Origin of the sequence: Sphingomonas sp. PL20, assembly GCF_017875905.1 — a bacterium.
In the GTDB taxonomy this organism is placed as follows: domain Bacteria; phylum Pseudomonadota; class Alphaproteobacteria; order Sphingomonadales; family Sphingomonadaceae; genus Sphingomonas; species Sphingomonas echinoides.
Genome location: NZ_JAGINH010000002.1, coordinates 2,928,676 through 2,952,861 on the forward strand (window position 1 = coordinate 2,928,676; position 24,186 = coordinate 2,952,861).

Sequence of the window (24,186 nt, forward strand, 5' to 3'; positions counted from 1 at the left end):
CCGTAAAATCGGTGGCATCGCCGGACCGCGAGATCGGATATGGGCGACGCGTGCGCGTGTGGACGATCCTCGGTTGGTTGCAGACTCGGCGGCTGAGCAAGCTCGGTCTCGTCGGCCTGTGCGCGCTGTTGCTGGCGGGCGTATCGGCGCACGCCGCCTTGCGCGCGATCGTCGACCAGCACGCCAAGGCCGCCCGCAACGCCGCGCCGCCGACCGGATATGAAGCCGAGGACCATTTCCCCGGTGCCGCCTATTTCTACACCGCTGACGAAGCGCCCATCCCGGCGCGCGGTGCGACGGGCACGATCGCGCTGCCCGATCTGCCCTTACCGCCGGGCGCAGCCACACTGGCCCCCGATGGCTCCATCCATCCTGCGGCCCCCTTCTCGCTCGCACATGCCAACGCGACCGATCGCGGGCGGGCGCTGCAATGCCTGACCACCGCCATTTACTATGAAGCCGCGACCGAGCCCGATGCCGGGCAGCAAGCGGTCGCGCAGGTGATCCTCAACCGCGTCCGCCATCCCGCCTTTCCGGCGACGGTGTGCGGGGTGGTGTTCCAGGGGTCGGATCATGCCGGATGCCAGTTCAGCTTCGCCTGTGACGGGTCGCTGCAACGCGGCACACCCGGCAAGGCGGCATGGCTGCGCGCGCTGAACGTCGCCGCCGCTGCGCTCAGCGGCCATGTCATGGCGCAGGTCGGGATGGCGACGCATTACCACACCTATGCCGTCACCCCGGCCTGGAACCGCAGCCTGGTGATGACGGCGGCGATCGGCGCGCATTTCTTCCACCGCTGGCAAGGCTGGTGGGGCACGCCCGCCGCCTTCCGCCAAAGCTATGCCGGGGGCGAACCGGTGCCGGGGCCGCTGGCGCGGATCACCCCGACGCCCGTCATCGCCGCTGCGCCTCCGTCCCCAGCCGCCCCGAAGACGGCGAGCGCCGCGATCCAGCCCGCCTATGCGCAAGCGAGCCTGCCGGTCGCGCCGCGCCCTGCCGCCGATACGCTGCCCGGCGACTCGCAGATCCTCGACCGGTGGAAGGATTCGGGCAAGCCGCTGCGCTAGCTCCGCGTCACCCCGGCCTTGTGCCGGGGTCTACCATGGTCTCCTCCAACACCTGCAGGATTTGCCGCCCGGGGTGACGAAATGGGCGCGGTCCCTTCGCCTTACTTCCCTGCACCCAGATATTTGTCGAACCACGCGAGCGTGCGCCGCCGCACGTCGGCGGCGTTGACCGGATTGCGAATGCCGTGGCCTTCTTCGGGGTAGATCACCAGGCTGGTCGGTACGCCCATGTCGTGCAGGCCATGCCAATATTCGACCGACTGGGTCGGCGGCACCTCAATGTCGCGTTCGCCGACATAGATGAAGGTCGGGGTCTTGGCCTGCTTGATGAAATTGACCGCAGAGACATCCTCATAGGCCTTGCGGTCGTCGTACATCGTCTTGCCGAAGAACGGCAGCATCCACTGGTCGATGCCGTTGGTACCATAATAGCTGACCCAATTGCTCAGCCCCGCACCTGCGACGATCGCCTTGAAGCGGTTGGTCTGGGTATTGGCCCACATCGACATGAAGCCGCCATAGCTGCCGCCCGTCAGGCCCAGCCGTGCATCATCGACCGGCGCGACCTTCTCGACTGCGTCGATCCCGGTCAGGATGTCGCGCAAATCGCCGCCGCCGAAGTCGCGCTTGTTGGCGGCGGTGAACGCCTCGCCCTGACCATAGCTGCCGCGCGGATTGGGCAGGAAGATGTAGTAGCCCGCCGCCAGCAGATCCCCAAAGCCCCCGCCAAAATTGGGGACGTTCGCGGAGGATGGGCCGCCATGCACGATCGTGACCATCGGGGCCTTCTTGGCGGGGTCGGCCCCAAGCGGCGCGAGCAGCCAACCCTGGACGGTGAAGCCATCATTTTTCCAAGTGATGCTGCGCGCGGTCATCGCGGCGGGGATCGCATCATTGTCATGCGTGATCTGCACCGGTGCCGTGACCGGCCCGGCGAAGATCGCGGGGGCATGGGTGAAGTCCTGCGCGACGGTGGCGACGGTCAGCCCGTCCGCGCTGAAGGCGGCCTTGGCATCGCCCGCCGCGAGGCTGGCCGGGCGGCTCCAGCCGAGACCGTCGGCGCGTTCGCCGGCAAAGGTGAACAGCCCCATCCGATCACCGCTGAGCGCGGTGCCGCGGATGAACCGATCCTTCCACACCAGCGACGTCACCGTCAGCGTGCTGTGCGGCATCCTGTTCTGCGGTTCGCCCCCGGCGAACGGCACGGTCCACACATCGCCGCCGACCGCGCCGAAATCGCTCATCAGCCCGCCAATATAGGCGACCGTCTTGCCGTCGGGGGAAACGCGGGGGAAATTGAGCTGCGTCGTCGGCTTGGCGATCGTGCGGACCGCGCCCGTTTGCGCATCCACCGCATCGAGCGTCGCCACCCACCAATTGTTATCGCCATTGCCCAGCGCAGAGGTGACCACGAACCCCTTGCTGTCCGGCGTCCAGTCATATTCGTAAATATAACGATCCGCCGGTGACACGGGCTTCACCGCTTCCGCCGCAACCGGCGCGCCGGCCAGGTCGAACACGGCCAACCGCTGCTCATCGCTTTTCTCGCCGATTTCGCCGATCTGACGCACGCCTGCTTGTGCAGCGCCCGATTCCTTGGCCGCGCCGATCGTCACCAATACGGCCAGTCGCGTCCCATCGGGCGCGAAGCGCGGGGTCTGCGCGATGCCGTTGATCGTGGCCACGGTACGCGCCTTGCCGTCATGATCGAGCGCCAGCGTGACCGTGCCCGCCTTGCGATCGCGCGCGAGCCAGGCAAGGCTGCCATCGGGCGCGAAGGCCAAGCCCGACAGGCCGCAAGCGCTGGCGCATGGATCGAAGCTGCGCAGGATCTTGCCGGTCTTGACGCTGCGCAACGTGATCTTGCTTTTGCCCGCCGCATCGCTTTCGACCGTCGCGATCGTGTCGCCCTTTGCCGACAAAGCAAGGCTGCCATAGCCGTGGACCGGTGCCGCGAGCGCTGGCGTGGCGACGGCGGAAAGCAAGAGGGCGAACACGGGGATGCGCATGAAGGTGAGGCTCCGTCGAGGTGATGGAGCGATGTAGCACAGTCGGGCGGCGGGGCAACTGCTCGCGCTTCGTCTTCCGCACCCATGCAGGCGCACCCGATATTCAAACGCCTCCCCCCTTCCAGAGAGGGGAGGCGCAACACAAGCGCCCCCTATTTTTCCAGCCCCTTGGCCTTCCCCCACGATCGCGCCGCCGTATAGCCCAGATAGCCCGTACCGAAGAGCGCATAGAGCGGCTCCGGGATGCCATTCAGATACGCATTCATCCCCGCCGCAATGTCCTTGGCCATTTGCGGCTGGGCCGCCGCGATCAACCCCATCGGGATCGCCCACAGCAGCAGCGCGTACATCACATAGAGGAAGCTCGGTCGCGCGCGGCTGGTCCATGGGTCGGCGCTTTGCGCTTCGGCCAGGATCGCGGAAATCTGCGTCTTGACCTGTTCCATGTCCTGCGTGCCCTGCAGCGTCAGCAATTTCAGCTTGGCCTCGTCGCGCGCCTTGGGGTCGGGGATGATCTTGTCGATGATGCTGGTGATGGGGCCGAGCAGGCCGTCGAGCAGTCCCATAATCACACTCCTGTTGAAGGTCGGAAGTCCACAAAGTCCACGCTACGCCCCCCCCAATTCGGGGTCGCGCGGGTTAACCGATGCGGTTGGCGAGCCACCCGTAGAGAAAGGCTTCATTGGCCGGGCGGCTCTCGGCCAGCGCGACATAGCGTTCGCCTTGCAACGCCTCGATTGCCTTGAGCAGCACCGCCTCGCCCCCTGCCCCGCGCCGTTTGAGAAACGCCGCCAGTGCGGCGAGCGTCACCGCGCCGATGCACCCGTCGACGGACATGTCGGGATAATCGGTGGTGCCGCGATTGAGCGCGTTGAGCGCGCGTTGCAGAAAGGCGGCGGCGACAGCCGGCCCCATATTGACGCCGCTATCGAACAGTTCGGCGGCCAGATGGGGAGCGAGGTCGGCGATGGCGTCGAAGCGCGGTGCCTCCCAATAGAGCCGCCGATACAGCGCCCGCGCCTGCTCGACCGGAAAGCTGCGCATCGGCCCGTCATAGCCGTTCGCGCGCGCCACGGCGGCGGTAATCCCAAAGCGCGTCTCGCCGCCGCGATCGGCGGGATGGTTCACGTATCCCCCTTCGCGATCCAGCACGGCGTCGATCAAGCTGTCGATGGTCATGGCTACCTCCTGATCGCAGGAAATAACCTATTTGGTTTTTGTAGGACAGCCGCCGCTCCTCCCCTCCCTGGAAGGGAGGGGTCGGGGGTGGGTCGGCCGATGGCGGAAGTCACGCCCGAACTACGGGCCTACCCACCCCCAGCCCCTCCCTTCCAGGGAGGGGAGAAGATGATGCCTCGCTTACGGCTTCCCCGCCCCCACTTGCGCCAGCAGCACATCCACCGCCGCGCGCAATTGCGCATCCTGCCCAGTGGCCGTTTCGCCCAAAGGCCGTTCCACCGCCAGGTCAACCGGGCGCGGGTGCATTTCCATATCCTGCCCGCGCCCATCCTGGATGCGCGTGCTGGGCGTGCGCACTGACGAGCCGTCGATCAGCGGTTCGCCGCCAGTGAAGATGATCCACCCCGCCGTCGGTTGCCCGACCACCTTGCCGAGCCCGAGCGCGCGATAACCCTCGGTGAAATCCTCCGCATCGGACAGCGAGGATTCATTGGTGACGAGCACGGTCGGCTTGCCGAGCGCGCGCTGGCCCAGCGCCTGTCGACCCGGCAGCGAAAACAGATCGCGCGGCGTCATCGTCAGATAGTTACGCCGTGCGAACACGTCGATCGCATAGCCGTTGATGAAGCCGCCATTGTTGTTGCGGATATCGACCACCACGCCCTGCTTGCCCTGATTTTCGGCATCAAGGTCGAGGTAAAGCTGGTCGAGCGATTCCGACGACATGTCGGCGAGGTGGACATAGCCGAGCGTGCCGCCCGACATCCGCTCAACCAGAGCGCGGCGATCATCGACCCATTGGCGGTAAGCGAGCCCGGCCGCGCTGCCCGCCGAAACCGGGCGCACCACCACCTCGCGACGACCATTGGCACCCTCGACACCCAGCCGCACGCGGCGGCCGACGGTGTTTTCCAGCAGCGCATCGAGATTGTCGCGCGCGCCGACCGCGACACCGCCGACGCTGACGATGCGGTCGCCCGGCACGATCTTCTCGATCGCGGCGGGGCTGAGCGTCACCACTTCGCGCACGACGAGACCGCGCCCGGCTTCATAGGCGGCGCGATCAAACCGCAGGCCGAGATCGCCGACACGGCCCGATGGCAGCGTCCCCGGCCCCATAAAGGGCCGGTTGATGCCGGTGTGCGAGGCGTTGAGTTCGCCGATCATCAAGCTGATGATCCGGCGCAGTTCATCGGGCGTGCGCGCGCCTGCGACATAAGGCTGGAAGTGCGCCCGCAGCGCCGTCCAGTCATGGCCGTTAAACCCGGCATCGAAGAATTTGCGGTTGAGGATGCTCCATGCCTCATCAAACACAACCTGCTTTTCGCTTGCGAAGTCGATGTCCATATCGGCGACGATGGTGATCGGCTTGGGCTTGGGAGACTCGATCGGCGTCGAAATCACGCGCCCACCGTCGAGATAGAACAGCGTCTTGCCGTCCCCCGATAGCGCGAAATCGCCCTTGGGACGATCGCTCTGCGTCAGTTGCTGCGCGACCGGCGGCTCGTCGGCGAGTTCGTCGAGAGTGTAGCTGTAGAGATTGGCGCGCCCTTCTTCCGAGGCGCGGAAGACCAGAGTCTTGCCATCGGCGCTGATGACGGGCGTGTCCGCGCTGAGCCCCAGCGGCAGAATCGTCGCGCGGCCGCGCAGGCCCTGCCACACGATGCTGACGGGTGGGACCTTGGGTGCGGGCGGCGGTGCGGCACCCTTCTTCGCCGCGACCGGCAGCGGCTTTGGCGTAGCGGGCGCTGGGGCATCAGCGGGGGTTTCGGGTGTGCCGGGCTGTTTGCCCGGCTTGAACAGGTCGCTGAACTTGTCCTCGCGGAATTTCGGCACGTGCGGCAGCAGATCCACGCGGACGATGCGCGAGTCTTCGCTGCGCTGCGCGGTGTCAAACAGGATGTACTTGCCGTCGGACGACCAGGCGATGCCGCCCATTTCGCCATTGCCGAGGAAGCTGACCGGCCGCGCCGCACCGCCCGCCGCCGGAACGACATGGACGTTCACGAAGGACCGCGCATCGCGCAACGGGAAGGCGACATATTGGCCATCGGGCGACCAGGTCGGGCGCGGCCCCTCACGACCGTCGGTGGCGATTGCGCCTGTGAACAGCGTGCGATCGGTGCCACCTGCCCCAAGCGTGACCAGGTGCAATTCGCGGTCGTTGAGCACATAGGCCACCGACTTTCCGTCGGGGGCGTAGGACGGCACCGACGCGATGCCGTGCGCAGTCAGCATCGTCTCGCGACCGCTGGCGACATCATATTCGACCAGCGCATGGTCGAGCCCGCGTTCGGAGATGACCAAAGCCCGGCGGCTGTCGGGCGACCACACCACTTCGCGCTCGGCCCCCGGCGTGTTGGTGATGCGCTGCGCCGGGCCGCCATCCTTGGCCGGTGCCGCAAAGACTTCGCCGTGGCCGATCACCGCGACCTTCTGCCCGTCGCCCGAGACCGCCAGGCGGCTGAAGCTCTGCAACTGCTCGTGGCGACGCGGTGTCGCGCTGGCGGCCCCGCGCAGCGTGATCGGCACCGCGTTCGTCTGGCCGGTCGCGGGATCATAGCGCCACACGCCGAAATCGCGCTCGAATACGATCGCCGATCCGTTCGCTGCCATTGACGGATAGAGCAAACGACCATCGCCGAAGTGCGTCAGTTGTTCGGGCGCTGCGCCCTCACCCAGCCCGACGCGCCACAGATTTTCGGTGCCGCCGCGCGCGCTCATATAGACGATGCTGCGGCCATCGCGGCTCCACATCGGCCAGGCGTGCTTCTCGCCGCCGGGCAGCAGACGGCGATAGGTGCCGCCTTCGGCGACGGGCTTCAGCCACAGCTCGGTCTCATCGATATGCGACGTGCCGTTGCGCCACCATTGGCTGCCGCTCAGGCCGCGCGCGTTGATCGCCAGCGTGGTGCCGTCGGGCGAGGGCGCGGCCTGGAACTCGGCGAGATATTTCTCACGGCTGACCTGCATCGGCGTGCCGCCTGCGGCCGCGACCCGGTAGATATCCGCTTGCCGCCCGACATCGGCAACGCCTGAGGCGAAATAGAGATATTGGCCATCGGGCGACCAGGCATCGAGTTCTTCGGCGGATTCCGCATAGGTCAGCCGCGTCACCGCGCCGCTGGCGAGATCGAGCACGTACAGATTCTGGCTGCCGCCACGGGTCGATGTGAAGGCCAGCCGGGTGCCATCCGGCGAATAAAGCGGGCGTCCCTCGGTCGCGGCATCGGTGACAAGCGGACGCGCGGTGCCCCCGGTCGCCGCCACTTCCCAGATGTCGCCGCCCGAGGCGAAGGCGATGAGACTGCCATCGGGCGACAGGCTCGGTTCGGCAAAGGCCGCTTTGGCCGCAACCGCTTGCGCCGCCGCAGGCAGCGACGCGAGCGTGGTCGACGCGAGCAACGTCGCCGTGGCGAGTGCAAGGCCCCGGAAGATCATAGAAGCATGCCTCAAAATTATAGGAATTTGCTTGTCGCTATTTCCCAGCAACAAAGCGTAAAACAGTGTTCATCACAAGCGCCGTCTGGCATGTTAGTCTCGGCTTAACCGAAGAGGTTCAACAGGGCCGCAATGGACCCTATCACTCTCCCGGCATATTCTCCGATGGTGCCCGTCCGCCGACCCCATAATGCTGCGCTGGCGCTGTTTGCTGGGCTCATCCTATTATTGGCATGGGGTGGCGTCGCGATATCGCGCGGTAACGGCTACATCGCGCCCTTGTGGTTGGCCAACGCCGTCCTTGCCGCGACCATCCTGAAGTCGGGCTGGCGCAACGCCTCGTATTGGGTCACCACAGCCTTCGCAGCCTTGTGCCTTGCCGCCATCTTGAACGGGGACCCGCCGTTATTTTCGCCCGTGCTCGCCGCAGTCAATTGTGCCGAGGCGATCGGCGGCAGTTGGCTGCTGCTGCGGTGGCAGAAGCACGTGCCCGATATGGCCGACTTCCGCGACCTGCTGCGCTTCGCGCTGTGTTGCTGCGGTATCGCCCCGGCTTTGTCGGGGGTGGTGGCAACATTCTGGCTGGATCCGCACGACTTGCTGCTTGGCCTGTCGATCTGGCGATATTGGTTTTTCGCCGATAGCCTGGGCATGTTGATCGGCGGACCGATCGCGCTGGTCGCGATCGACACCTGGAGCCAACGCCGCAGCCTTAAGCGAGAGCGCGCGTGGGAGATCGCGGCCATCCTCTCCGCAAATGCCGTGGTGGCGGCGTTCGTCTTTTTTCAGCCCGCTTATCCGATGTTCTTCGTTTCCCTGCCCTTGATCATTCTGGCCTCGTTCCGGCTGGGAGTTCCCGGGGCTGCCGCCGCGATCACGGTCGTGGGCATCATCGGGACGGTGGGGACGCTGTTGGGGCTCGGCCCGGCGTACATGATCGGCGGGACGCTGGCGACGCGCGTCCATCTGCTGCAACTGTTCCTCGCCGCGTGTTTCGGGATCAGCCTGCCCTTCGCGGCGGCGATCGCGGGACGCGAGCGCATACGCCTGGAACTGAAGCGCAGTCGCGACTTTTCGGAAACGCTCGTTTCCTCGATGCAGGAAATCGTGTTTCGGACCGATGCCGAGCGGCGCTGGATCTTTCTCAACCCTGCCTGGGAAACGATCACCGGCTACAGCGTCGCCCAAAGCCTCGGGCGATCGACAACCGAATATCTTTTGCCTGAAGACCGCGCCCAAGGTGACGTCCGTTTCAGCAAGATCATCAGCGGCGAGGTGACCGAGGCAACCCTGCGGCAACGCTTCTTCAACGCAGCGGGTGAGTGCCGCCATATCGAGACGATGCTGCGTCGCCTTGCCGAGCCTGACGGCAGCTTTGCCGGGACGATCGGCACCATCCGCGATATCACCGAGACGGTCGCCACACAGTATGCGCTGACCGAGAGCGAAGCCCGCTTCCGGCGCCTCGCCGAAACCGCGCCGGTCGGCATTTTCCGAGCAGGGGCCACCGGCGGGCTGACCTATGTCAACCGCGCCTGGGCCGACAAGGTCGGGCTCAGTATGGAGGACGCGCTCGGCAATGGCTGGATGCGCGCCCTGGTCGACCCAACCCCCTTCATGGAACAGCCTGCCTGGCAAGACTTCAAACCCGGCGACGTGCGCATTCGCGACAATGCCTTTCACGGAGCGGACGGGCGGGAATTGTGGTTCCAGACCGTCAACAGCCCCGAATTTGACGAAAACGGGGTGCTGACCGGCTTTATCGGCGCGATCATCGACATCACCGAACAACGCCAGTCGCGGATTGCGCTCGCCGAGAGCAAACGCTTGTTCGAAACCCTCGCCGACCTTTCCCCGGCTGGCATTTTCCGCACCGATACCGAGGGGCGCATCACCTATGTCAATCGCGCCTGGATGGAATTTGCCGGCCTGAGCTACGAACAGTCGATGGGATATGGCTGGAGCAAGGCGATCCATCCGGACGATTTGCCGCGCGTTTCCAAGACGTGGAACGAGGCCGTGCAAGGTGCCCAAAAAGTGCGCATGGATTTCCGTTTTCTGCGCGACGGGGTCGAGCGCTGGGTCGAGGTCCTCGCCGTCAACGAATATGATTCGGACGGCAAGCGGATCGGCTTTCTGGGCGTCGACATCGATATCACCGAGCGCAAGGCCGCCGAAGCCGCCCTCGCCGCGAGTGAGGAGCAGCTCCGCCTGCTTGCCGAAAACGCCACCGACGCAGTGTTCCGCCTGTCGTTGGACGGGGTGTGCCTCTATGCGTCGCCATCGTTCCGGCACATGCTCGGGATCGATCCACAAAGGCTGATCGGGCAAAATATCCTCGTCCGTTTTCATGCCGAGGATGCCGATGCCGTCATGGCAACGCACCGGGCCCTCGCGGCGGGAGAAATGGAGCGATCGGTCACGACCTTTCGGTGGGAATCGCTCGAGCACAAAGGAAAATGGTTCTGGCTGGAGGCCAATAGCGGGTTGGTGCGCGACCCCGAGACGCACCAGCCGCTCGAAATCATCAGCTCGATCCGCGACATTACCGTGCGCAAGCAGCTCGAGTTCGACCTCGATTCGGCCAGGCGTCATGCCGAGGTGGCGGCCCAGGCGAAATCGAGCTTCCTCGCCAATATGAGCCACGAAATTCGCACGCCGATGAACGGCGTGCTTGGCTTTACCGATTTGCTGCTCGCGGAAGACCCCCGCCCCGACCAGCAACAAAAGCTGCAGATGATCGCCGAATCGGGGGCGGCGATGATGCGCTTGCTCAACGACATTCTTGACCTGTCGAAGATCGAGGCGGGGCATGTCACGCTGGCGCACGATCGGGTCGACCTGCGCCATCTCGCGCGCAGCTGCGCCAAGCTGATCCTGCCGATCGCGATGCGCAGCGGGCTGGACCTGCGGACGGAAATCGCCGACGACGTTCCCAATATGGTGATCGGCGACGGGCTGCGGCTGCGCCAGATTATCCTCAATCTGCTGGGTAACGCCGCGAAATTCACCGAGCACGGCGCAATCACGCTCAGTGTCGCGATGGTCGATGGCGATGTCGCCATTTCGGTCGGCGATACCGGCATCGGCATCGCGCCCGACCGCCAGGCCGCGATCTTCGGCGAGTTCGTCCAGGAAGACAGCTCGACCGAGCGCCGATATGGCGGAACCGGGCTTGGCCTGTCGATTTCGTCCAAATTGGCCAAATTGATGCAAGGCTCGCTGTCGTTGTTCAGCGCGGTCGGGATTGGAACGACGATCACCTTGCGCGTGCCCTTGCCGGCGGCACCCCACACAGCCCCCGCGATCAAGCCCACACCCGCTGCGACCTTGCCGCCCGTGCCCGGCGCGCGCGTGCTGGTGGCGGAAGATCATGAGGTCAACCAGCTCCTCATAAAGGCAATGTTGACACGTCTGGGCTATGATCCCGTCATTGCGCGTGGCGGTATCGAGGCCGTCGCAATGGTGCAGGATGCCGCGACACACGGGAATCCGTTTGGATTGGTACTGATGGACATGCAGATGCCGGATATTGACGGATTGGTCGCCACCCAGCGCATTCGCCAAGGCGGCATTGCCCCCGCCACGCTGCCCATCATCGCACTGACGGCCAATGCCTATGCCAGCGACATCGAGGCCTGTCGCGCGGCCGGCATGCAAGACCATCTGGCCAAACCCGTTCGCCTTGCAGCATTGGACCATGCCGTGCGGCGCTGGGCCATCCCGCCTGCAAAAGCGCCGACAGAAACCCCGCTTCCCGCAAGCGCAGACCCCGACCTGATCGCGCAATTCGAAGCGCGTGTGCAGCGCACCTTCGCCGCCATCGACATGGCGCTGGGGGAGAGCGACGGGCCGACGCTCGATCCGAAACAGGCGATCGACGCGGTGCAGGAGGCCTTGCACCTGCTCGCGGGGACGGCAGCGTTCTTTGGGAAAGCGGAACTGGGTACGATCGCGGCCGATCTCGACGATCAGCTCGGTGCCGGGCACCATGTCGGGACCGCGGCCTTCCTGCAGGCGGCGCGCGCGCACTTACGGGCTGCTGCAGCAGAAAGGGTGTAAGATGGCAACGATCGTCATGGTCGACGATGACGAACTGCTCTGCGCCATCGTTGCCCGAACGCTGGCACCGCTTGGCCACACGGTCGTCGCGGTGCGCGACGGGGATGATGCGGTCGACGTGCTGTGGGAATGCGGCCCTGATCTGGCGATTCTGGATTGCGCCCTGCCGGGCAAGACCGGCCTCGCCATTTTGCGCGAGATTCGCCAATCGGCCATGTTTCAGACGCTGCCGGTGCTGATCCTGACGGCACGGCGCAGCGAATGGCACGCGAAGCTCGCCATGGAAGCCGGGGCCAATGACTATGTCCGCAAACCCTTTAATCCGGGCGCGTTGATCGACAAGATCGAACACTTACTGGCAACCACACCCCCACTCGAAGATGATGGATCGCTGATCGACAAGGCGCGCCTGGCGGATTTACGGGCTGCGGTGGGGTATGCGCAGGCCGACACGCTGCTCGCAATGATGGCGACCGACATTGTCGAGCGCACCAACCGCATCGCCGCACTGCTGGCCGAGCAGGATTTCCCCCGTGCGGTTACTCAGGCCCATGCGCTCCGCGGCGCGGCGGACGGGATCGGCGCGCTCGACCTCGCCCAGCAATGTCGCGAGATCGAACGACAGGCCGAACGATCCGCCGGGCCGATTACCGCCTGCGCGACCGCGACTGTCGCGGCGATCGAGCAGGTCCGCCGTCAGGCCGCTACATCAAGCGCCTGAAGCGCCAGGATCGCCTGTGTCCGGTTGGTGACGTGTAATTTCTTGAAGATCTGCGCGAAATGCGTCTTCACCGTCGTTTCCGCAATGCCGAGTTCATAGGCGATTTGCTTGTTCTGACTGCCATCGGCCGCAGCGCGCAGCACACGGAACTGCGCCGGAGACAATTCCCCGATCAGCGACGGCGTTTCGACCGGATCGGCACCCTCCAGCATCTCCGGCGGAAACGACGTTTCGCCCGACAGCAAAGTCGCGATCGCCTTGACCATCGCCGACATCGGTTCGCTTTTGGGGATGAAGCCGCTGGCCCCTTCCTGCGCCGCGCGCCGCATGAGCGCGGGCTGATCGCTGCTGGTGACGATCGCGATTTTCGCCTGCGGCTGCAACCGCCGCAACATCAGCAAGCCCGCCAGACCCTGCACATCCGGCAAGCCAAGGTCGAGCAGGATCAGATCGAATTTGCGCTCCTGCGCCAGGGCGGTCGCATCGGAAATGGTGCCGACCTGGTCGATCGCGATCCCGGGTTCCACCTGCTGGGCGGCCATTCCCAAGGCGGTGGCGCACATCGGATGATCATCCGCAATCAAAATCGTTCGAGCCAAGCCGTGTCTCCCCTGCTTCTCCGCCGTTGGCGGTGCCCCCTCAACCAGTGCCCCCCACCGGCAGACGGCCTCTACGAGAAAATTACTACCGAACTTCAAGACATTCAAACGATGTTAGCGCAAATTTTTATGGTGCGTCAGGTCAAATATTACGGATTGACGCGGGATGAAATATATTTGCCGACATGATAGCGGTTCCGGGTGAGCAGCCTTTCCTCAAAATGGCGCACCGGTAACGGACCGTCGATCGGCATGGTGCTAGCGCTCCTGCTCGTCCTTGTGGTGCATGGCGCAATATTCTGGCCCGGGATCCTCACCTGGGACGCCATTCGCCAATATGGTCAGGCGCTTAGCGGCCACTATGACGATTGGCACCCGCCCGCGATGAACTGGCTGTGGCGACAGCTGCGCGCGTTCGGAGCCGGGCCCGCGCCGATGCTCGTGCTCCAGCTCGCGCTGTATTGGTGTGGCACGCTGCTATGGCTGCGCGCGGCGGGGCGCGGCCGCCCGCGCGCCGCGCTGGCGATTGCGGTGCTGGCGGTGTCACCGGTCGCCCTGGTGCTGATGGGCACGGTGTTGAAAGACAGCCTGTTTGCGGGCGCGCTGCTGCTGGCAAGCGGCCTGATCGCGACGGCGCGCGCCGGGGAACGCTGGCGCAGGATCATCGCCGCGATCGTGCTGGTGGCAGCCGCCACCTTGCGCTTCAACGCCGTGCCCGCCTGCCTGCCGCTGCTCGTGCTGGCGGCCCCGGCGGCGTGGCGGCGGTCCCTGCCACGACTGGCGATGACCAGCGTGCTGGCGGCGATCCCCTTGGCGCTCGCCCTGCCGCTCGCCAACGCCGCGCTGCACTCGACCCGTAGCGGGGTCGAGCTGTCGCTGGTCATTTACGATCTCGGCGGGATCGGGCGGTTCAGCGGGACAAACGTGTTTCCCGCGACCGGTGTCGCCGATCCCGTGGCGGTCAATGCCGACTGCTACACGCCGGTGTCATGGGATCGCTACGCGTGGTGGGGGGCGGAGCCGTGCGCGATCGGCTTCACCAACCTGCACGCACCGCTCAAGGCCGGGCGCGGGCCTTATGCCTGGTGGGGCGCGGCCGTGCTGGCGCATCCGCTGGCTTATGCCGAGCATCGCCTCGCGCATTTCAACAGCAACACGCGGTTCCTGGTACACGATGCCGATTTGCCGAGGCTGTCGCTTGCCTCCGATCCCAATCCCTGGGGCTTCACGCTCGCGCCCAATGTCGCGCGCTATGCGGTGGCGGCGGCGGCGCAGACGCTGCTGCAAACGCCGTTCGGCTGGCCGGTGTGCTGGCTGGCGCTCGGGCTCGGGCTGTTGGTGCTGCGGCCAGCGGTGCGAACGCTCGACCCGGCGGCGGCGATGGCGTGGTCGGCGGTGCTGTACGGCTTCAGCTATCTGCCGCTGAGCGTGGCGTCCGAAGTGCGCTATCATCTGTGGACGATCACCGCCGTCGGCATCGCCGCCGCGCTGACGCTCCCGCGCGCCGACGTCCGCGCGCTGCCGCGCTGGCGGTGGGCGCTGGCGGGGGTGCCGCTGGCGGTGGTGGTGCTGGGTGGGGTGGTGGCGCGGGATTTGTAACGGGTCGATTAAGGTGTGTCAGGAGTGAGCCGACGCGCCGAGCGCGGGGTCACCGTTGCGCCTGCGGCTGGCATTGAGGTGCTGGTCCGCGTCGGATTTAAGTGGCGCAAGATCGCACAGGGCTGACATGGCATCGCCGCGCGCACTCCTTGGCCGTGTAGCCAAGCTGGAACAAGCAAAGGTGCCGGTTGTGCTGCGCCTGATTGGCTCGATTGAACAATTCGAGTCTGACGTGATGATAGGTGTGGCGAACGGAACGCTTGACCGCCGCGACATGAACGCGGTTGTCGCTTCGGTTCGAAGGTGGGTAAAGTAGCCAGTCTTCTATTGATCCACCCCAGGAAGGCGATGTTGATGGTTGCTCGTTAAGCTAGGAGCGCTTGTAACAGGTGATAGCTTGCCAATAGAGGCTGGATTCACGACTAGTTTCCAAATTGAAACAAGCAACCCTAATACATCAGTAAAAAGCGCCCCCATCGCGACCATGACGGTATTTTCATTGTATGATTTGGGGTTGGAAATTACATAACAACAAAAAATTGCTATGAGCGGCAGCAATACTACCGCTGCATAACCCATTATTATCCTCAGCTTAAACCAGCGCTCTTGATGCTCAAATCCCTGATCAAAGGTTTGCCGCTCTTGGCGAAGCTGTTCCATCGCAGCCTGTAGCTTAATCGCATCGGCGGTGAGATCACTCATGGATATCCCCCCGCTTTTTTCTCGCCAAGAAATCTATAAAGAAGTATGTTGCTTGTTGAACTAGACCGAAGGCAGCTGCCCCTATTGCTGCGCTTCCTAGACTATCGGAGTCTATCGCGAAGCCGGACCGAAAAGGAAAAAATATAGCAATGTTAATGCCAATCGATGCTAATAGACCTGTGCCAATTACTCGCGCTATAGTTTCTGAATAGCGCATTTCACGAACGGCCTTTTCTAGTTCGAGGCGCCCTAATTGCTGGCGTTCGGCCATAAGCAGAATGCGTTCAGCTGCACCGGGCACTACGTTCTCGTATTTTGCCAAATGAGCTTCCGACGGGATTGGCCCTCGCTTCTGATCTTCCGCGGCCTTGCAAACCGCGTCCACTGCTTTGATCAAGCCCTCACTTGAAGTCGCTTCGACCGCAGCAAATCGATCCAAGAAAGGTATGAAGGAGGCTTTCTTGTCGATACGAACAGGAATTATTCTAGGAATCCCTGCAATCTCTTGCGAGGCTAGCGCACTCGCAAACTCGCTAGCGCTATGTGGACTCTGGGTCGAAGCCTCGGAAACCAAGAACACGAATATGTTCGTGGCTCGAATGGCTTCCAACTGTGATGTGAGTAAATAGTCGCCCGGACGTAGCGACTCTACGTCAAACCAAACTGACACGCCTTTTTCCTGAAGTCGGCGTGCGAATTCAGACGCTACTGCGCGGTCGGCCCGTGCGTAGCTTAAAAAGACGTCATTTCTGTGAGATTGAGGCATTATCCATACCTTGCCACGCCAACATCTTCGTTTCCAGTCCTGTTGGCTAGAAATACGCTAGACAACGCTGCGAATACGAAAACGGGCAGCTTTCGCTGCCCGCACGACCCATTGCAAATATTCAATAATCTGGTCGGGGCGACAGGATTCGAACCTGCGACCCCCACACCCCCAGTGTGATGCGCTACCAGGCTGCGCTACGCCCCGACCGAGGGAGGCGCGTCTAGGCTGGCGCGCGCCGCGATGCAAGCCACTTCCGCGCGAACACCCGTTATTGCTTGATCTGGCCGAGCGGCAGCAGGCGTTTGGCCAGCGCCTGGATCAGCTTGGCGTCGCCGCCCTGTACCACCGCCGCCAGTTGCACGGCATGGCGCTGCAGGATTCGGTCGAGCGGCGTCGGCGTGCTGCCCTTCGCGGCGCGCGCGAGCAAGGCGGCGGCCCCGGCATCGGTGCCGTCGATGGCGAGTCGCAGCATCCCTTCCAGCGCGGGGAACAGCGCCCGCTCCCCGCCGAGCGCGATTGCGCGGTCGAGCGACTCGAGGCCGTCGGCCTTGCGCGCGCCCAGCGCGCCGCGCGCCATCAGCGTGCCGAGCGACACCACGGCATTGAGGTGCCACGCCCCCAGCGCCGCCTGCGCCTCGGCATCGCGCGGGTTGCGGCGGGCGATCGCCTCGAACTGGTCGCGCGCGGACAGCGCGTCGGCGCGGCTGCGGGTGAGCTTGGCGCGGTAGCTCGTCGCCATCGCCCGCGTCATCAGCGCATCGGCATCGGCCGGGGAGCGCGCGAGCGTCGCCACCGCCGCCGCTTCGACGCTGGCAATCTGCGCCAGCGCCGAGGCTTTGTCGCGCGCGAAGAACGCGGTCTGGGTGAGCGCCTCACGCCCGTTCGGCACCTCTGCCGACACCGGGGCAGCCACCGATGCCGCTATCACAACCGTCGCAGCCAGCCGCATGCTCATCGCGATTTCCCTCCCGTCGCGGGGTGCGCTATTCGCCGCGCAGCGTCCGCAAGAATGTGGCGTCCCACGCCTTCACGCTGAAATCAACAATGGCGAAATCGCCAAGCGCGCGGCCGAACGCAATTTGGTGCGCCGCCTCACCATGCGCCGCCAACGCCTCGACCGAAGCCCAGCGTTCGGAAATATGCAGCAAGTCCGGATCGGCGACGTCGACCGCAAAGGCATAGAGCTCGCATCCCTCCTCGGCGCGGACCTTTTCGACATGCGCCGCCAGCAAGTCGGTCATCTTGGCCAGATCGCCGGGTGTCGTCTTGATATGCCCCATTACGATGATCGTCATGTATCTGTCTCCAACCGGCATGTTGCGTGAACGCACATGAGATGATAGCGCCCGCCCCTTGTAACGAGGTCGCAAGATCTCGCCATCCCCGCGTGCCACGATGCGCAGGCGGGTCCAGCTTTACCAAGGTAGCCCATGTTCGCCACCCCCGCCTTCGCTCAGACCGCCGGTGCCGCTGCGCAGCCCGATGGCATCCTTCCGATGATCGTCAGCTTCGCGCCGTTGCTGCTCGTCTTCGTCGTGTTCTACTTCCTCATCCTGCGTCCGCAGCAAGCTCGCGCCAAGGCGCAGGCCGCCGCGATCAACGCGGTGAAGAAGGGGGATTCGGTCATCACGGCGGGCGGCGTGCTCGGCAAGGTGACCAAGGTCGAGGACAAGATCGTCGAAGTCGAGATCGCGCCCACGCTGAAGATCAAGGTGGTCAAGGCGACGCTCGCCGAAGTCACCCCGCTTGGCACCGCCAAGCCCGCGAACGACTGATCCGATGCAGGATTTCCCGCGCTGGAAGGTCATTTCGATCCTGGGGTTCCTCGCCTGCCTGATGGCACTGGCGATCCCCAGCTTCCTGCCCGATTCGGTGACCGATCGCTGGGGCGGCTTTCCGCACCCCAAGGTCAATCTCGGGCTCGATCTGGCCGGCGGCAGCTATTTGCTGCTCGAGGCCGACACCAACGAGCTGGTCAAGAACCGGCTTGAGGCCAAGCGCGAGGAAATCCTTAACGATCTGAGCACCGCGACCCCACCGATCCAGATCGGGGACATCTCCACGGATGGCGGCAAATTGAGCTTCCTGGTGCGCGATGTGCGCCAGCTCGATGCCGCGCGCGAATTGCTCAACAAACATATCGGCGGTGCGGGGATGACCGGCCAGCGCGATTGGGATCTGAGCGTCGTCGATTCCTCACGCATCGTGATGACGCCGACCCAGGCGGGCATTACCCAGGCGGTCAACACCGCCATGTCCACCGCCACCGACGTGGTCCGCACCCGCATCGACAAACTCGGCACCAAGGAGCCGACGATCGTCCGCCAGGGCACCGACCGCATCGTGGTACAGGTGCCGGGGTTGAAAGACCCCAAGGCGCTGAAGGATCTGCTCGGCAAGACCGCCAAGCTCGAATTCAAGATGGTCGATGACACGCCCTATGTGGCGGGCGGCATCGTCCCCGCAGGCAGCCAGGTCCTGCCCTATCCCGAAGGCGGGCCGCAGGCGAAGATCCTGGTCAAGCGTCAGGCGATCCTGACCGGGGACCAATTGGTCAGCGCCAGCCAGGGCTTCAAACCCGATTCGACCGAAGCGATCGTCAACTTCGCCTTCAATGCCGAGGGCGGCCGCAAATTCGCGCGGATCACGCAGGATTATACCGGCAAGGCCTTCGCCGTCATCGTCGATGGCCAGGTGATTTCCGCGCCGCGCATCAACACGCCGATCCTGGGCGGCTCGGGCTATATTGAGGGCCGCTTCACCGTCCAATCCGCCAACAACCTCGCCATCGCGCTCAGCTCGGGCAAATTGCCGATCACGCTGAAGGTGATCGAGGAACACAGCGTCGGCTCGGATCTTGGTAACGATTCGATTCACGCCGGCATCCTCGCCTCGTGCATCGCGGTCGCCTTGGTCGTGCTGTTCATGATCGTCACTTACGGCCGCTTCGGTTTCTACGCGGACTATGCCGTGGTCATCAACGTGGTGGTCATCATGGGCGTGCTGGCGCTGCTCAACGGCACGCTGACGCTGCCGGGCATCGCCGGTTTCGTGCTGACGATCGGCACCGCGGTCGACGCGAACGTGCTGATCAACGAGCGTATTCGCGAAGAGCGCCGCCGTGGCCGCAGCGTGATCCAGTCGGTCGAGCTCGGCTATAAGGAAGCGAGCCGCACGATCTTCGAAGCGAACGCGACCCATGCGATCTCAGGCCTGATCATGCTGTTGCTTGGCTCGGGCCCGGTCAAGGGCTTCGCGGTCGTGCTGCTGATCGGCATCGTCACCTCGGTGTTCACCGCCGTCACCTTCACGCGGATGCTGGTCGTGTTGTGGATTCGCAAGAATCGCCCGACCGAAATCAATATTTGATCGGCCAGACATATGCGCCTGCTGAAACTCGTTCCCGATAACACCAACCTGCCGTTCGTCTCGCTGCGCAAATGGGCGTTCGGGCTGACGCTTTTGCTGTCGATCGCTGCCGTGGGCATCGTGCTTGCCCGCGGCCTCAATCTTGGCGTCGATTTCCGTGGCGGCCTGATGATCGAGGAAAAGTTCGACACGCCGCCGTCGCTCGACACGCTGCGCAGCACGGTCGACCGGCTCAATCTGGGCGAAGTGCGCCTGCAAGCGGTCGGCACGGACGGCAAGACCATCTCGATCAAGCTGCCGCCGCCCAAGGACACCGATGACGGTGCCGCCAACCGCGTCGTCGCGCAAGTGCAGGCGGCGGTGACCAAGGCGTTTCCCGATGCCAAATTCTCCAAGCAGGACGTGGTCGGCGGGAAGGTCTCGAACGAGCTGATCGGCAAGGGCGTGCTCGCGGTCGTGCTCGCGGTGATCGGCATCGGCCTGTTCGCGGTGCTGCGCTTTGAATGGCAGTTCGGCGTCTCGACCGTCGTCGCCATCGTCCACGACGTGCTGATGACGCTCGGCTTCTTCGCGCTGACGCGCTTCGAATTCGATCTCAACATCGTCGCCGCCGTGCTCACCATCATCGGCTATTCGATCAACGACAAGATCGTGATCGACGACCGCATTCGTGAAAACATGCGCCGTTATCGCAAGATGGACATGGCTGGCATCGTCGATCTCTCGGTCAACGAAACGCTGCCGCGCACGGTCATGACCTCGGTCACGATCCTGCTGGCGTTGTTCGCGCTTCTCATCTTCGGCGGCTATGTGCTGCGCGGCTTCACTGCAGCGATGATCCTCGGCATTTTCGTCGGCACCTATTCGTCGATCTACGTGTCGTCCTCGCTACTCATCTCGCTCGGCCTGCGTCCCGATCCCAAGGTTGACGACGCCCCCGTCGCCGGAACGCCCAAGGTCGGCTGATGCGGATCGAACGCGAGCGCGGAGTCGGCCCGATCATCACCGGCTTCTCGCAAGGCGGGTTCAAGGTCGAGGCGAATGATTTTCGCGGCGTCTATCAGGCGCTGCTGATCTGGCCCGACGGGTCGGACGAATGGACCCCGCCCGCGCTCGACGCGCTGACCGCCGAAGCCGTCGCGCCGTTGCTGGCGATCGACCCACGGCCGGAATTCCTGCTGCTCGGCACAGGGGCCACCATGCAACGCCCCCCGCCCGCCTTTGTCCGCGCGCTGGAGGCGCAAGGCGTCGGCGTCGAGGCGATGGACAGCCGCGCCGCCGCGCGCGCCTGGGCCGTGCTGCGGGGTGAAGGCCGCTGGGTGGTGGGCGCGCTCTATCCGCTTTGACGCGCGCGCAGGCGGCGTTATCCTTTGCACAAAATGCCCGGGGGAGAGTCGCGTCATGACGAAGAGAGTATATCTGGCCGCCGCTATGGCTCTGGCCGCTATCCCCGCTTTTGCCAGCGCGCAAACCGCCGACACGCCGCCCGCCCCCGCTGCCGCGCCCGATTATGGCAAGCCCGAAAGCTGGCTGTGCCGCCCCGGCAAGGTCGATCCATGCGACGCCAACCAGGACGCGACGATCATCAAGGCCGATGGATCACGCAGCACCGAGAAATTCTCGGCGACCACCGATCCGAAATTCGATTGTTTCTACGTCTATCCCACCGTCTCGAACGATCCGACGCCCAATAGCGACATGGTCGCAGGGCCCGAAGAGGAGTCGGTCGCCGCTTTCCAGGCCGGGCGCTTCGCCAAATATTGCCGCGTGTTCGCGCCGCTCTATCGCCAGGTGACGATCGCGGCACTCCGCGCGAAGCTGATCGGCAAGCCCGACACGTCGGACCGGGCGATGGCCTATCACGACGTCAAGGCGGCGTGGGAGGAGTATCTCGCTTACGACAATCACGGGCGCGGCGTCGTGCTGATCGGCCATAGCCAGGGTGCCGGGATCCTGAAGAGCCTGGTCGCCAAGGCGATTGAGGGCACGCCGGCGCAGCAGCAGATCATCTCGGTGCTGATCCCGGGCACCACGATCGCGGTGCCGGAGGGCAAGGACGTCGGCGGCGATCTGCAATCGACCCCGCTCTGCCACACCGCCAAGGATATTGGCTGCGTCGTCAGTTACGTCACCTTCCGCGCCGATGCGCCGCCGCCCGCCAACAGCCATTTCGGCATTGTCAGTGAACCCGCCATGGTCGCCGCCTGCGTCGATCCGGCGGCGCTCACCGGCGGTGCCACGACCGATGCCTATCTCGGCGCGAAGGGGGCTGGCATGAGCAGCCTGCCAATGGGGCCGTGGACGACCGATGGCGCGCCCGTTACCACGCCGTTCGTCAAGGTGCCGGGCCTGCTCAGCACCGCCTGCGCCAGCGCGGGCAAGGCCCATTATCTGGCGCTGACGATCCACGCCCAGCCGACCGACAAGCGCACCGGCACGATCGTCGGCGACATCGTCTATGGCGGGATGACGCTCCGGGACTGGGGCCTGCACTTGATCGATATGCCGGTGGTGATGGGCAATCTGGTCGAGCTCAGCAACCTCCAGGCCAAAGCGTGGTTGGCCAAGCACCCGGCGTCACCGGCGGGCTGACACCAGCCCGGCAAGGTGGTCGTAGAGCGCGGCGGTATTGGCCGCCCAGGTAAAACGTTCCGCGCCACGGCGGACATTTTGCGCGCTCGGCGGATTGGCGAGCACAGCGCCAATCGCTTCCGCAAAAGCGGACGTGCTGCGATCGACGATGCGCCCGAAGGCGGGCTCGGTCACCACCTCCGCCGCCCCGCCTGCGCTGGTAATGACAATGGGCGTACCGCACGCCAGGGCCTCGACCCAGGCATTGGCGAGCCCCTCCGATGCTGACGCCAGCGCCATCACATCCGCCGCGCCGAGCAAGGCGGGGAGATCGCCATGCGGGACGCTGCCCAACAGCCGCACACGATCCGCGAGGCCAAGCGTCGCAATCTGCGTGGTGAGAGCGGCGCGCGCGGGGCCTTCGCCCGCGATCAGCAGTGTTGCGCCGGGCAGCGAGGCCATCGCTTCCACCACCACATCATGGCCCTTGCGCGGGATCAGCGCGCCGAGCGAGACGATCAGCGGCCCCGTAACTCCATAAGCCGCTTTGGCGGCGGCGCGGTCGCGGGGCCCGAAGCGATCGAGATCGACCCCGGTATGGTGCACCCGAATGCGCGACTCTGTCAGGCCAAGCGCCGCCATGTCGCTGCGCATCGCCTGCGACACCGCGAGCAGCCCGTCCGCCGCCTGCCCCGCCGCAATCACCTGCGCGGCCGTCGCGGACACGTGCCCCCAATGATGGATGTCCGCGCCGCGCGCCTTGATCGACACCGGCACGCCGAAATGGTGCCCGAGCGCAACCGCTGCAGGACCATCGGGAAAGAAGAACTCGGCATCGATCACGTCGAACCGAAAGTCGCGGCGCAGCGCGGTGAGCATGGGGGTCAAGCGCCGCACCGTCGCGCCCGCATGAAACCGCCCGCCGGTGCCGGGCAGCGCGAGAAAGCGCGGGCGGCGGATGTCGAGGCCCTTCCACGTCTCGCGCTCGGGCAAGGCCGCAAGTGGTGCGTAATGCCCGTGCCGCGCAAGCGGCCAGGGCGGCATCCCAAGCGGTGCCACCACGCGCAGATCGACGTCCGGGTGCGCCGCCAGCCCAAGCGTCTGCCGTTCGACAAACACCCCAAAATTGGGCCGCGACGCATCGGGAAACAGCGTCGAAAGGGTCAGCACGCGCAGCATAAGCGCGCTGTAGCGCGAAAGGCTTACCGTTTCCCTCCCCGCCAGGGGGAGGGAAAGACGTCAGATGCGCGTGTCGCCCGGATAGGCCAGCAACAGGTCGCTGCCGACCTCCGCTGCAATTTCGCAGCGGCCGGTCAGCGTCAGGCATTCGCCCGCTTGCCACGCAACACCGTCGACCACACCCGCGCCCGCCACGGGCACGAGCCACGCCGTCACCCCATCGGGCAATGCGATGACGCGGTGGCCGCCGGCAAAGCGCTCGACCACGAATTTCGGCCCTTCGGCCAGCACCTGATGATCGCCGCCATCGGGAGCAGGCGTGGGCAGCGGCACGAACGGCACCGGGTTCGACACCGCGACACCCGCATCGAGATGGAGCTCCCGGTCGCTGCCATAATCATACAGGCGATAGGTCAGATCGACATTCTGCTGCACTTCGATCACGGTGATGCCAGCCCCGATCGCGTGAATCGTCCCGGCTTGCGAATAATAGAATTCGCCCGCCTTTACCGGCTTCCAGTCGAGCAGATGCGCGATCGAGCCATCAAGTGATGCCGCGCGCAGCGCCTCATGCGTCATCGGCTCCAGCGTGCCGAGTGCGATCGTCGAATCGGGTTCGGCGGCCAGGATCAGCCACGCCTCGTCCTTGCCGCGCGGATAGCCCGCAGCTTGCGCGGCCGCATCGTCGGGGTGAACCTGCACCGACAATTTTTCGCTGGTGAACAGATATTTGATCAGCAGCTCGGGCTCGCCCGCATGCGGCGTTTGGAACCACACTTCGCCGACCTTTTCCCCACCCGGAGCGGGATTGGCAAAGCCGGGCCACAATTGCGTGCGACCCCAGGGTTTCTCGACGCGTTTGGTGGCAAGCAAGGTGGCGGTCACGGGGGTACTCCAATCGAATCCGGAAGTGGCAACG

The 24,186-nt window shown here is 64.8% G+C and carries 21 protein-coding genes and 1 tRNA gene; 10 read left to right on the plus strand and 12 right to left on the minus strand.

The window, feature by feature from the left end; translation table 11 throughout:
- Positions 1-50 precede the first annotated feature (50 nt).
- Complete coding sequence (locus tag H4W01_RS13750) at positions 51-1,067, plus strand: cell wall hydrolase (protein ID WP_209611688.1); 1,017 nt, start codon at positions 51-53, stop codon at positions 1,065-1,067.
- A 101-nt stretch (positions 1,068-1,168) separates the two neighbouring features.
- On the opposite strand, the gene H4W01_RS13755 is transcribed toward H4W01_RS13750, so the two are convergent.
- From H4W01_RS13755 to H4W01_RS13770, 4 genes are all read right to left on the minus strand, one after another.
- On the minus strand, positions 1,169-3,076 hold the full coding sequence (locus tag H4W01_RS13755; protein WP_209611690.1) for a S9 family peptidase: 1,908 nt from the start codon (positions 3,074-3,076) through the stop codon (positions 1,169-1,171).
- Between the two features lie 152 nt (positions 3,077-3,228).
- Positions 3,229-3,642, minus strand: a complete 414-nt coding sequence (locus tag H4W01_RS13760) for a holin family protein (protein WP_010404208.1) — start codon at positions 3,640-3,642, stop codon at positions 3,229-3,231.
- Positions 3,643-3,715: 73 nt separating this feature from the next.
- Positions 3,716-4,255, minus strand: a complete 540-nt coding sequence (locus H4W01_RS13765; RefSeq protein WP_209611692.1) for a glycoside hydrolase family 108 protein — start codon at positions 4,253-4,255, stop codon at positions 3,716-3,718.
- Positions 4,256-4,435: 180 nt separating this feature from the next.
- Positions 4,436-7,696: a S41 family peptidase gene (locus tag H4W01_RS13770; protein ID WP_209611694.1), complete on the minus strand. Its 3,261-nt coding sequence runs from the start codon at positions 7,694-7,696 to the stop codon at positions 4,436-4,438.
- Between the two features lie 132 nt (positions 7,697-7,828).
- Between H4W01_RS13770 and H4W01_RS13775 the strand changes: the two genes are divergently transcribed.
- Both H4W01_RS13775 and H4W01_RS13780 read left to right on the plus strand, forming a co-directional pair.
- Positions 7,829-11,758, plus strand: a complete 3,930-nt coding sequence (locus H4W01_RS13775; RefSeq protein WP_334685274.1) for a PAS domain S-box protein — start codon at positions 7,829-7,831, stop codon at positions 11,756-11,758.
- A 1-nt stretch (position 11,759) separates the two neighbouring features.
- Positions 11,760-12,479: a response regulator gene (locus H4W01_RS13780; protein ID WP_209611696.1), complete on the plus strand. Its 720-nt coding sequence runs from the start codon at positions 11,760-11,762 to the stop codon at positions 12,477-12,479.
- On the opposite strand, the gene H4W01_RS13785 is transcribed toward H4W01_RS13780, so the two are convergent.
- Positions 12,455-13,078: a response regulator transcription factor gene (locus tag H4W01_RS13785; protein ID WP_029622493.1), complete on the minus strand. Its 624-nt coding sequence runs from the start codon at positions 13,076-13,078 to the stop codon at positions 12,455-12,457. The genes H4W01_RS13780 and H4W01_RS13785 overlap by 25 nt on opposite strands.
- A 201-nt stretch (positions 13,079-13,279) precedes the next feature.
- Between H4W01_RS13785 and H4W01_RS13790 the strand changes: the two genes are divergently transcribed.
- On the plus strand, positions 13,280-14,677 hold the full coding sequence (locus H4W01_RS13790; protein WP_334685275.1) for a hypothetical protein: 1,398 nt from the start codon (positions 13,280-13,282) through the stop codon (positions 14,675-14,677).
- A gap of 127 nt (positions 14,678-14,804) precedes the next feature.
- Positions 14,805-14,993, plus strand: a complete 189-nt coding sequence (locus H4W01_RS13795) for a hypothetical protein (RefSeq protein ID WP_209611698.1) — start codon at positions 14,805-14,807, stop codon at positions 14,991-14,993.
- An 8-nt stretch (positions 14,994-15,001) separates the two neighbouring features.
- Here the strand turns inward: H4W01_RS13795 and H4W01_RS13800 are convergent, their stop codons facing one another.
- The 5 genes from H4W01_RS13800 to H4W01_RS13820 all read right to left on the minus strand — a co-directional run bounded on the left by H4W01_RS13800 (position 15,002) and on the right by H4W01_RS13820 (position 17,443).
- Complete coding sequence (locus H4W01_RS13800; protein ID WP_209611700.1) at positions 15,002-15,379, minus strand: hypothetical protein; 378 nt, start codon at positions 15,377-15,379, stop codon at positions 15,002-15,004.
- On the minus strand, positions 15,372-16,145 hold the full coding sequence (locus H4W01_RS13805; protein WP_209611702.1) for a DUF2335 domain-containing protein: 774 nt from the start codon (positions 16,143-16,145) through the stop codon (positions 15,372-15,374). Before H4W01_RS13805 ends, H4W01_RS13800 begins: the two co-directional genes overlap by 8 nt.
- 130 nt (positions 16,146-16,275) lie before the next feature.
- Positions 16,276-16,352, minus strand: a tRNA-Pro gene (locus H4W01_RS13810).
- Positions 16,353-16,416: 64 nt separating this feature from the next.
- Positions 16,417-17,103: a hypothetical protein gene (locus tag H4W01_RS13815; RefSeq protein WP_010404221.1), complete on the minus strand. Its 687-nt coding sequence runs from the start codon at positions 17,101-17,103 to the stop codon at positions 16,417-16,419.
- A 28-nt stretch (positions 17,104-17,131) separates the two neighbouring features.
- Positions 17,132-17,443 carry a putative quinol monooxygenase gene (locus tag H4W01_RS13820; protein WP_209611704.1) on the minus strand — a complete coding sequence of 104 codons (312 nt, stop codon included), beginning with the start codon at positions 17,441-17,443 and terminating at the stop codon, positions 17,132-17,134.
- A 135-nt stretch (positions 17,444-17,578) separates the two neighbouring features.
- Here H4W01_RS13820 and yajC point away from each other — a divergent pair, with 135 nt between their 5' ends.
- Genes yajC through H4W01_RS13845 form a run of 5 tightly spaced genes read left to right on the plus strand, consistent with a single transcriptional unit; the run spans position 17,579 to position 22,109 of the window.
- Entirely contained in the window at positions 17,579-17,923 is a 345-nt protein-coding gene (gene yajC / locus H4W01_RS13825; protein WP_010404227.1) for a preprotein translocase subunit YajC, read from the plus strand.
- Between the two features lie 4 nt (positions 17,924-17,927).
- Positions 17,928-19,517 (plus strand): protein translocase subunit SecD, encoded by a 1,590-nt coding sequence (gene secD / locus H4W01_RS13830; RefSeq protein ID WP_209611706.1) that lies wholly within the window; start codon positions 17,928-17,930, stop codon positions 19,515-19,517.
- 12 nt (positions 19,518-19,529) lie between these two features.
- Positions 19,530-20,483, plus strand: a complete 954-nt coding sequence (gene secF / locus H4W01_RS13835) for a protein translocase subunit SecF (protein WP_209611709.1) — start codon at positions 19,530-19,532, stop codon at positions 20,481-20,483.
- Positions 20,483-20,863, plus strand: a complete 381-nt coding sequence (locus tag H4W01_RS13840; RefSeq protein ID WP_209611711.1) for an Mth938-like domain-containing protein — start codon at positions 20,483-20,485, stop codon at positions 20,861-20,863. Before secF ends, H4W01_RS13840 begins: the two co-directional genes overlap by 1 nt.
- A 55-nt stretch (positions 20,864-20,918) precedes the next feature.
- Positions 20,919-22,109 (plus strand): DUF3089 domain-containing protein, encoded by a 1,191-nt coding sequence (locus H4W01_RS13845; RefSeq protein WP_209611713.1) that lies wholly within the window; start codon positions 20,919-20,921, stop codon positions 22,107-22,109.
- Here H4W01_RS13845 and H4W01_RS13850 read toward each other — a convergent pair.
- Complete coding sequence (locus H4W01_RS13850; RefSeq protein ID WP_209611715.1) at positions 22,095-23,267, minus strand: glycosyltransferase; 1,173 nt, start codon at positions 23,265-23,267, stop codon at positions 22,095-22,097. The two genes, H4W01_RS13845 and H4W01_RS13850, sit on opposite strands and share 15 nt — an antisense overlap.
- 60 nt (positions 23,268-23,327) lie before the next feature.
- Positions 23,328-24,152, minus strand: a complete 825-nt coding sequence (locus tag H4W01_RS13855; protein WP_209611717.1) for a class I mannose-6-phosphate isomerase — start codon at positions 24,150-24,152, stop codon at positions 23,328-23,330.
- Between the last annotated feature and the right edge of the window lie 34 nt (positions 24,153-24,186).

Bases quoted from the DNA above. Each gene is read 5' to 3' on its own strand.
- H4W01_RS13850 (WP_209611715.1), bottom strand. From the start codon at position 23,267: ATGCTGCGCGTGCTGACCCTTTCGACGCTGTTTCCCGATGCGTCGCGG.
- H4W01_RS13765 (WP_209611692.1), bottom strand. From the start codon at position 4,255: ATGACCATCGACAGCTTGATCGACGCCGTGCTGGATCGCGAAGGGGGA.
- H4W01_RS13780 (WP_209611696.1), top strand. From the start codon at position 11,760: ATGGCAACGATCGTCATGGTCGACGATGACGAACTGCTCTGCGCCATC.
- H4W01_RS13760 (WP_010404208.1), bottom strand. From the start codon at position 3,642: ATGGGACTGCTCGACGGCCTGCTCGGCCCCATCACCAGCATCATCGAC.
- secD (WP_209611706.1), top strand. From the start codon at position 17,928: ATGCAGGATTTCCCGCGCTGGAAGGTCATTTCGATCCTGGGGTTCCTC.
- H4W01_RS13845 (WP_209611713.1), top strand. From the start codon at position 20,919: ATGACGAAGAGAGTATATCTGGCCGCCGCTATGGCTCTGGCCGCTATC.
- H4W01_RS13795 (WP_209611698.1), top strand. From the start codon at position 14,805: ATGGCATCGCCGCGCGCACTCCTTGGCCGTGTAGCCAAGCTGGAACAA.
- H4W01_RS13820 (WP_209611704.1), bottom strand. From the start codon at position 17,443: ATGACGATCATCGTAATGGGGCATATCAAGACGACACCCGGCGATCTG.
- H4W01_RS13755 (WP_209611690.1), bottom strand. From the start codon at position 3,076: ATGCGCATCCCCGTGTTCGCCCTCTTGCTTTCCGCCGTCGCCACGCCA.
- H4W01_RS13800 (WP_209611700.1), bottom strand. From the start codon at position 15,379: ATGAGTGATCTCACCGCCGATGCGATTAAGCTACAGGCTGCGATGGAA.
- yajC (WP_010404227.1), top strand. From the start codon at position 17,579: ATGTTCGCCACCCCCGCCTTCGCTCAGACCGCCGGTGCCGCTGCGCAG.
- secF (WP_209611709.1), top strand. From the start codon at position 19,530: ATGCGCCTGCTGAAACTCGTTCCCGATAACACCAACCTGCCGTTCGTC.
- H4W01_RS13840 (WP_209611711.1), top strand. From the start codon at position 20,483: ATGCGGATCGAACGCGAGCGCGGAGTCGGCCCGATCATCACCGGCTTC.
- H4W01_RS13775 (WP_334685274.1), top strand. From the start codon at position 7,829: ATGGACCCTATCACTCTCCCGGCATATTCTCCGATGGTGCCCGTCCGC.
- H4W01_RS13770 (WP_209611694.1), bottom strand. From the start codon at position 7,696: ATGATCTTCCGGGGCCTTGCACTCGCCACGGCGACGTTGCTCGCGTCG.
- H4W01_RS13805 (WP_209611702.1), bottom strand. From the start codon at position 16,145: ATGCCTCAATCTCACAGAAATGACGTCTTTTTAAGCTACGCACGGGCC.
- H4W01_RS13815 (WP_010404221.1), bottom strand. From the start codon at position 17,103: ATGAGCATGCGGCTGGCTGCGACGGTTGTGATAGCGGCATCGGTGGCT.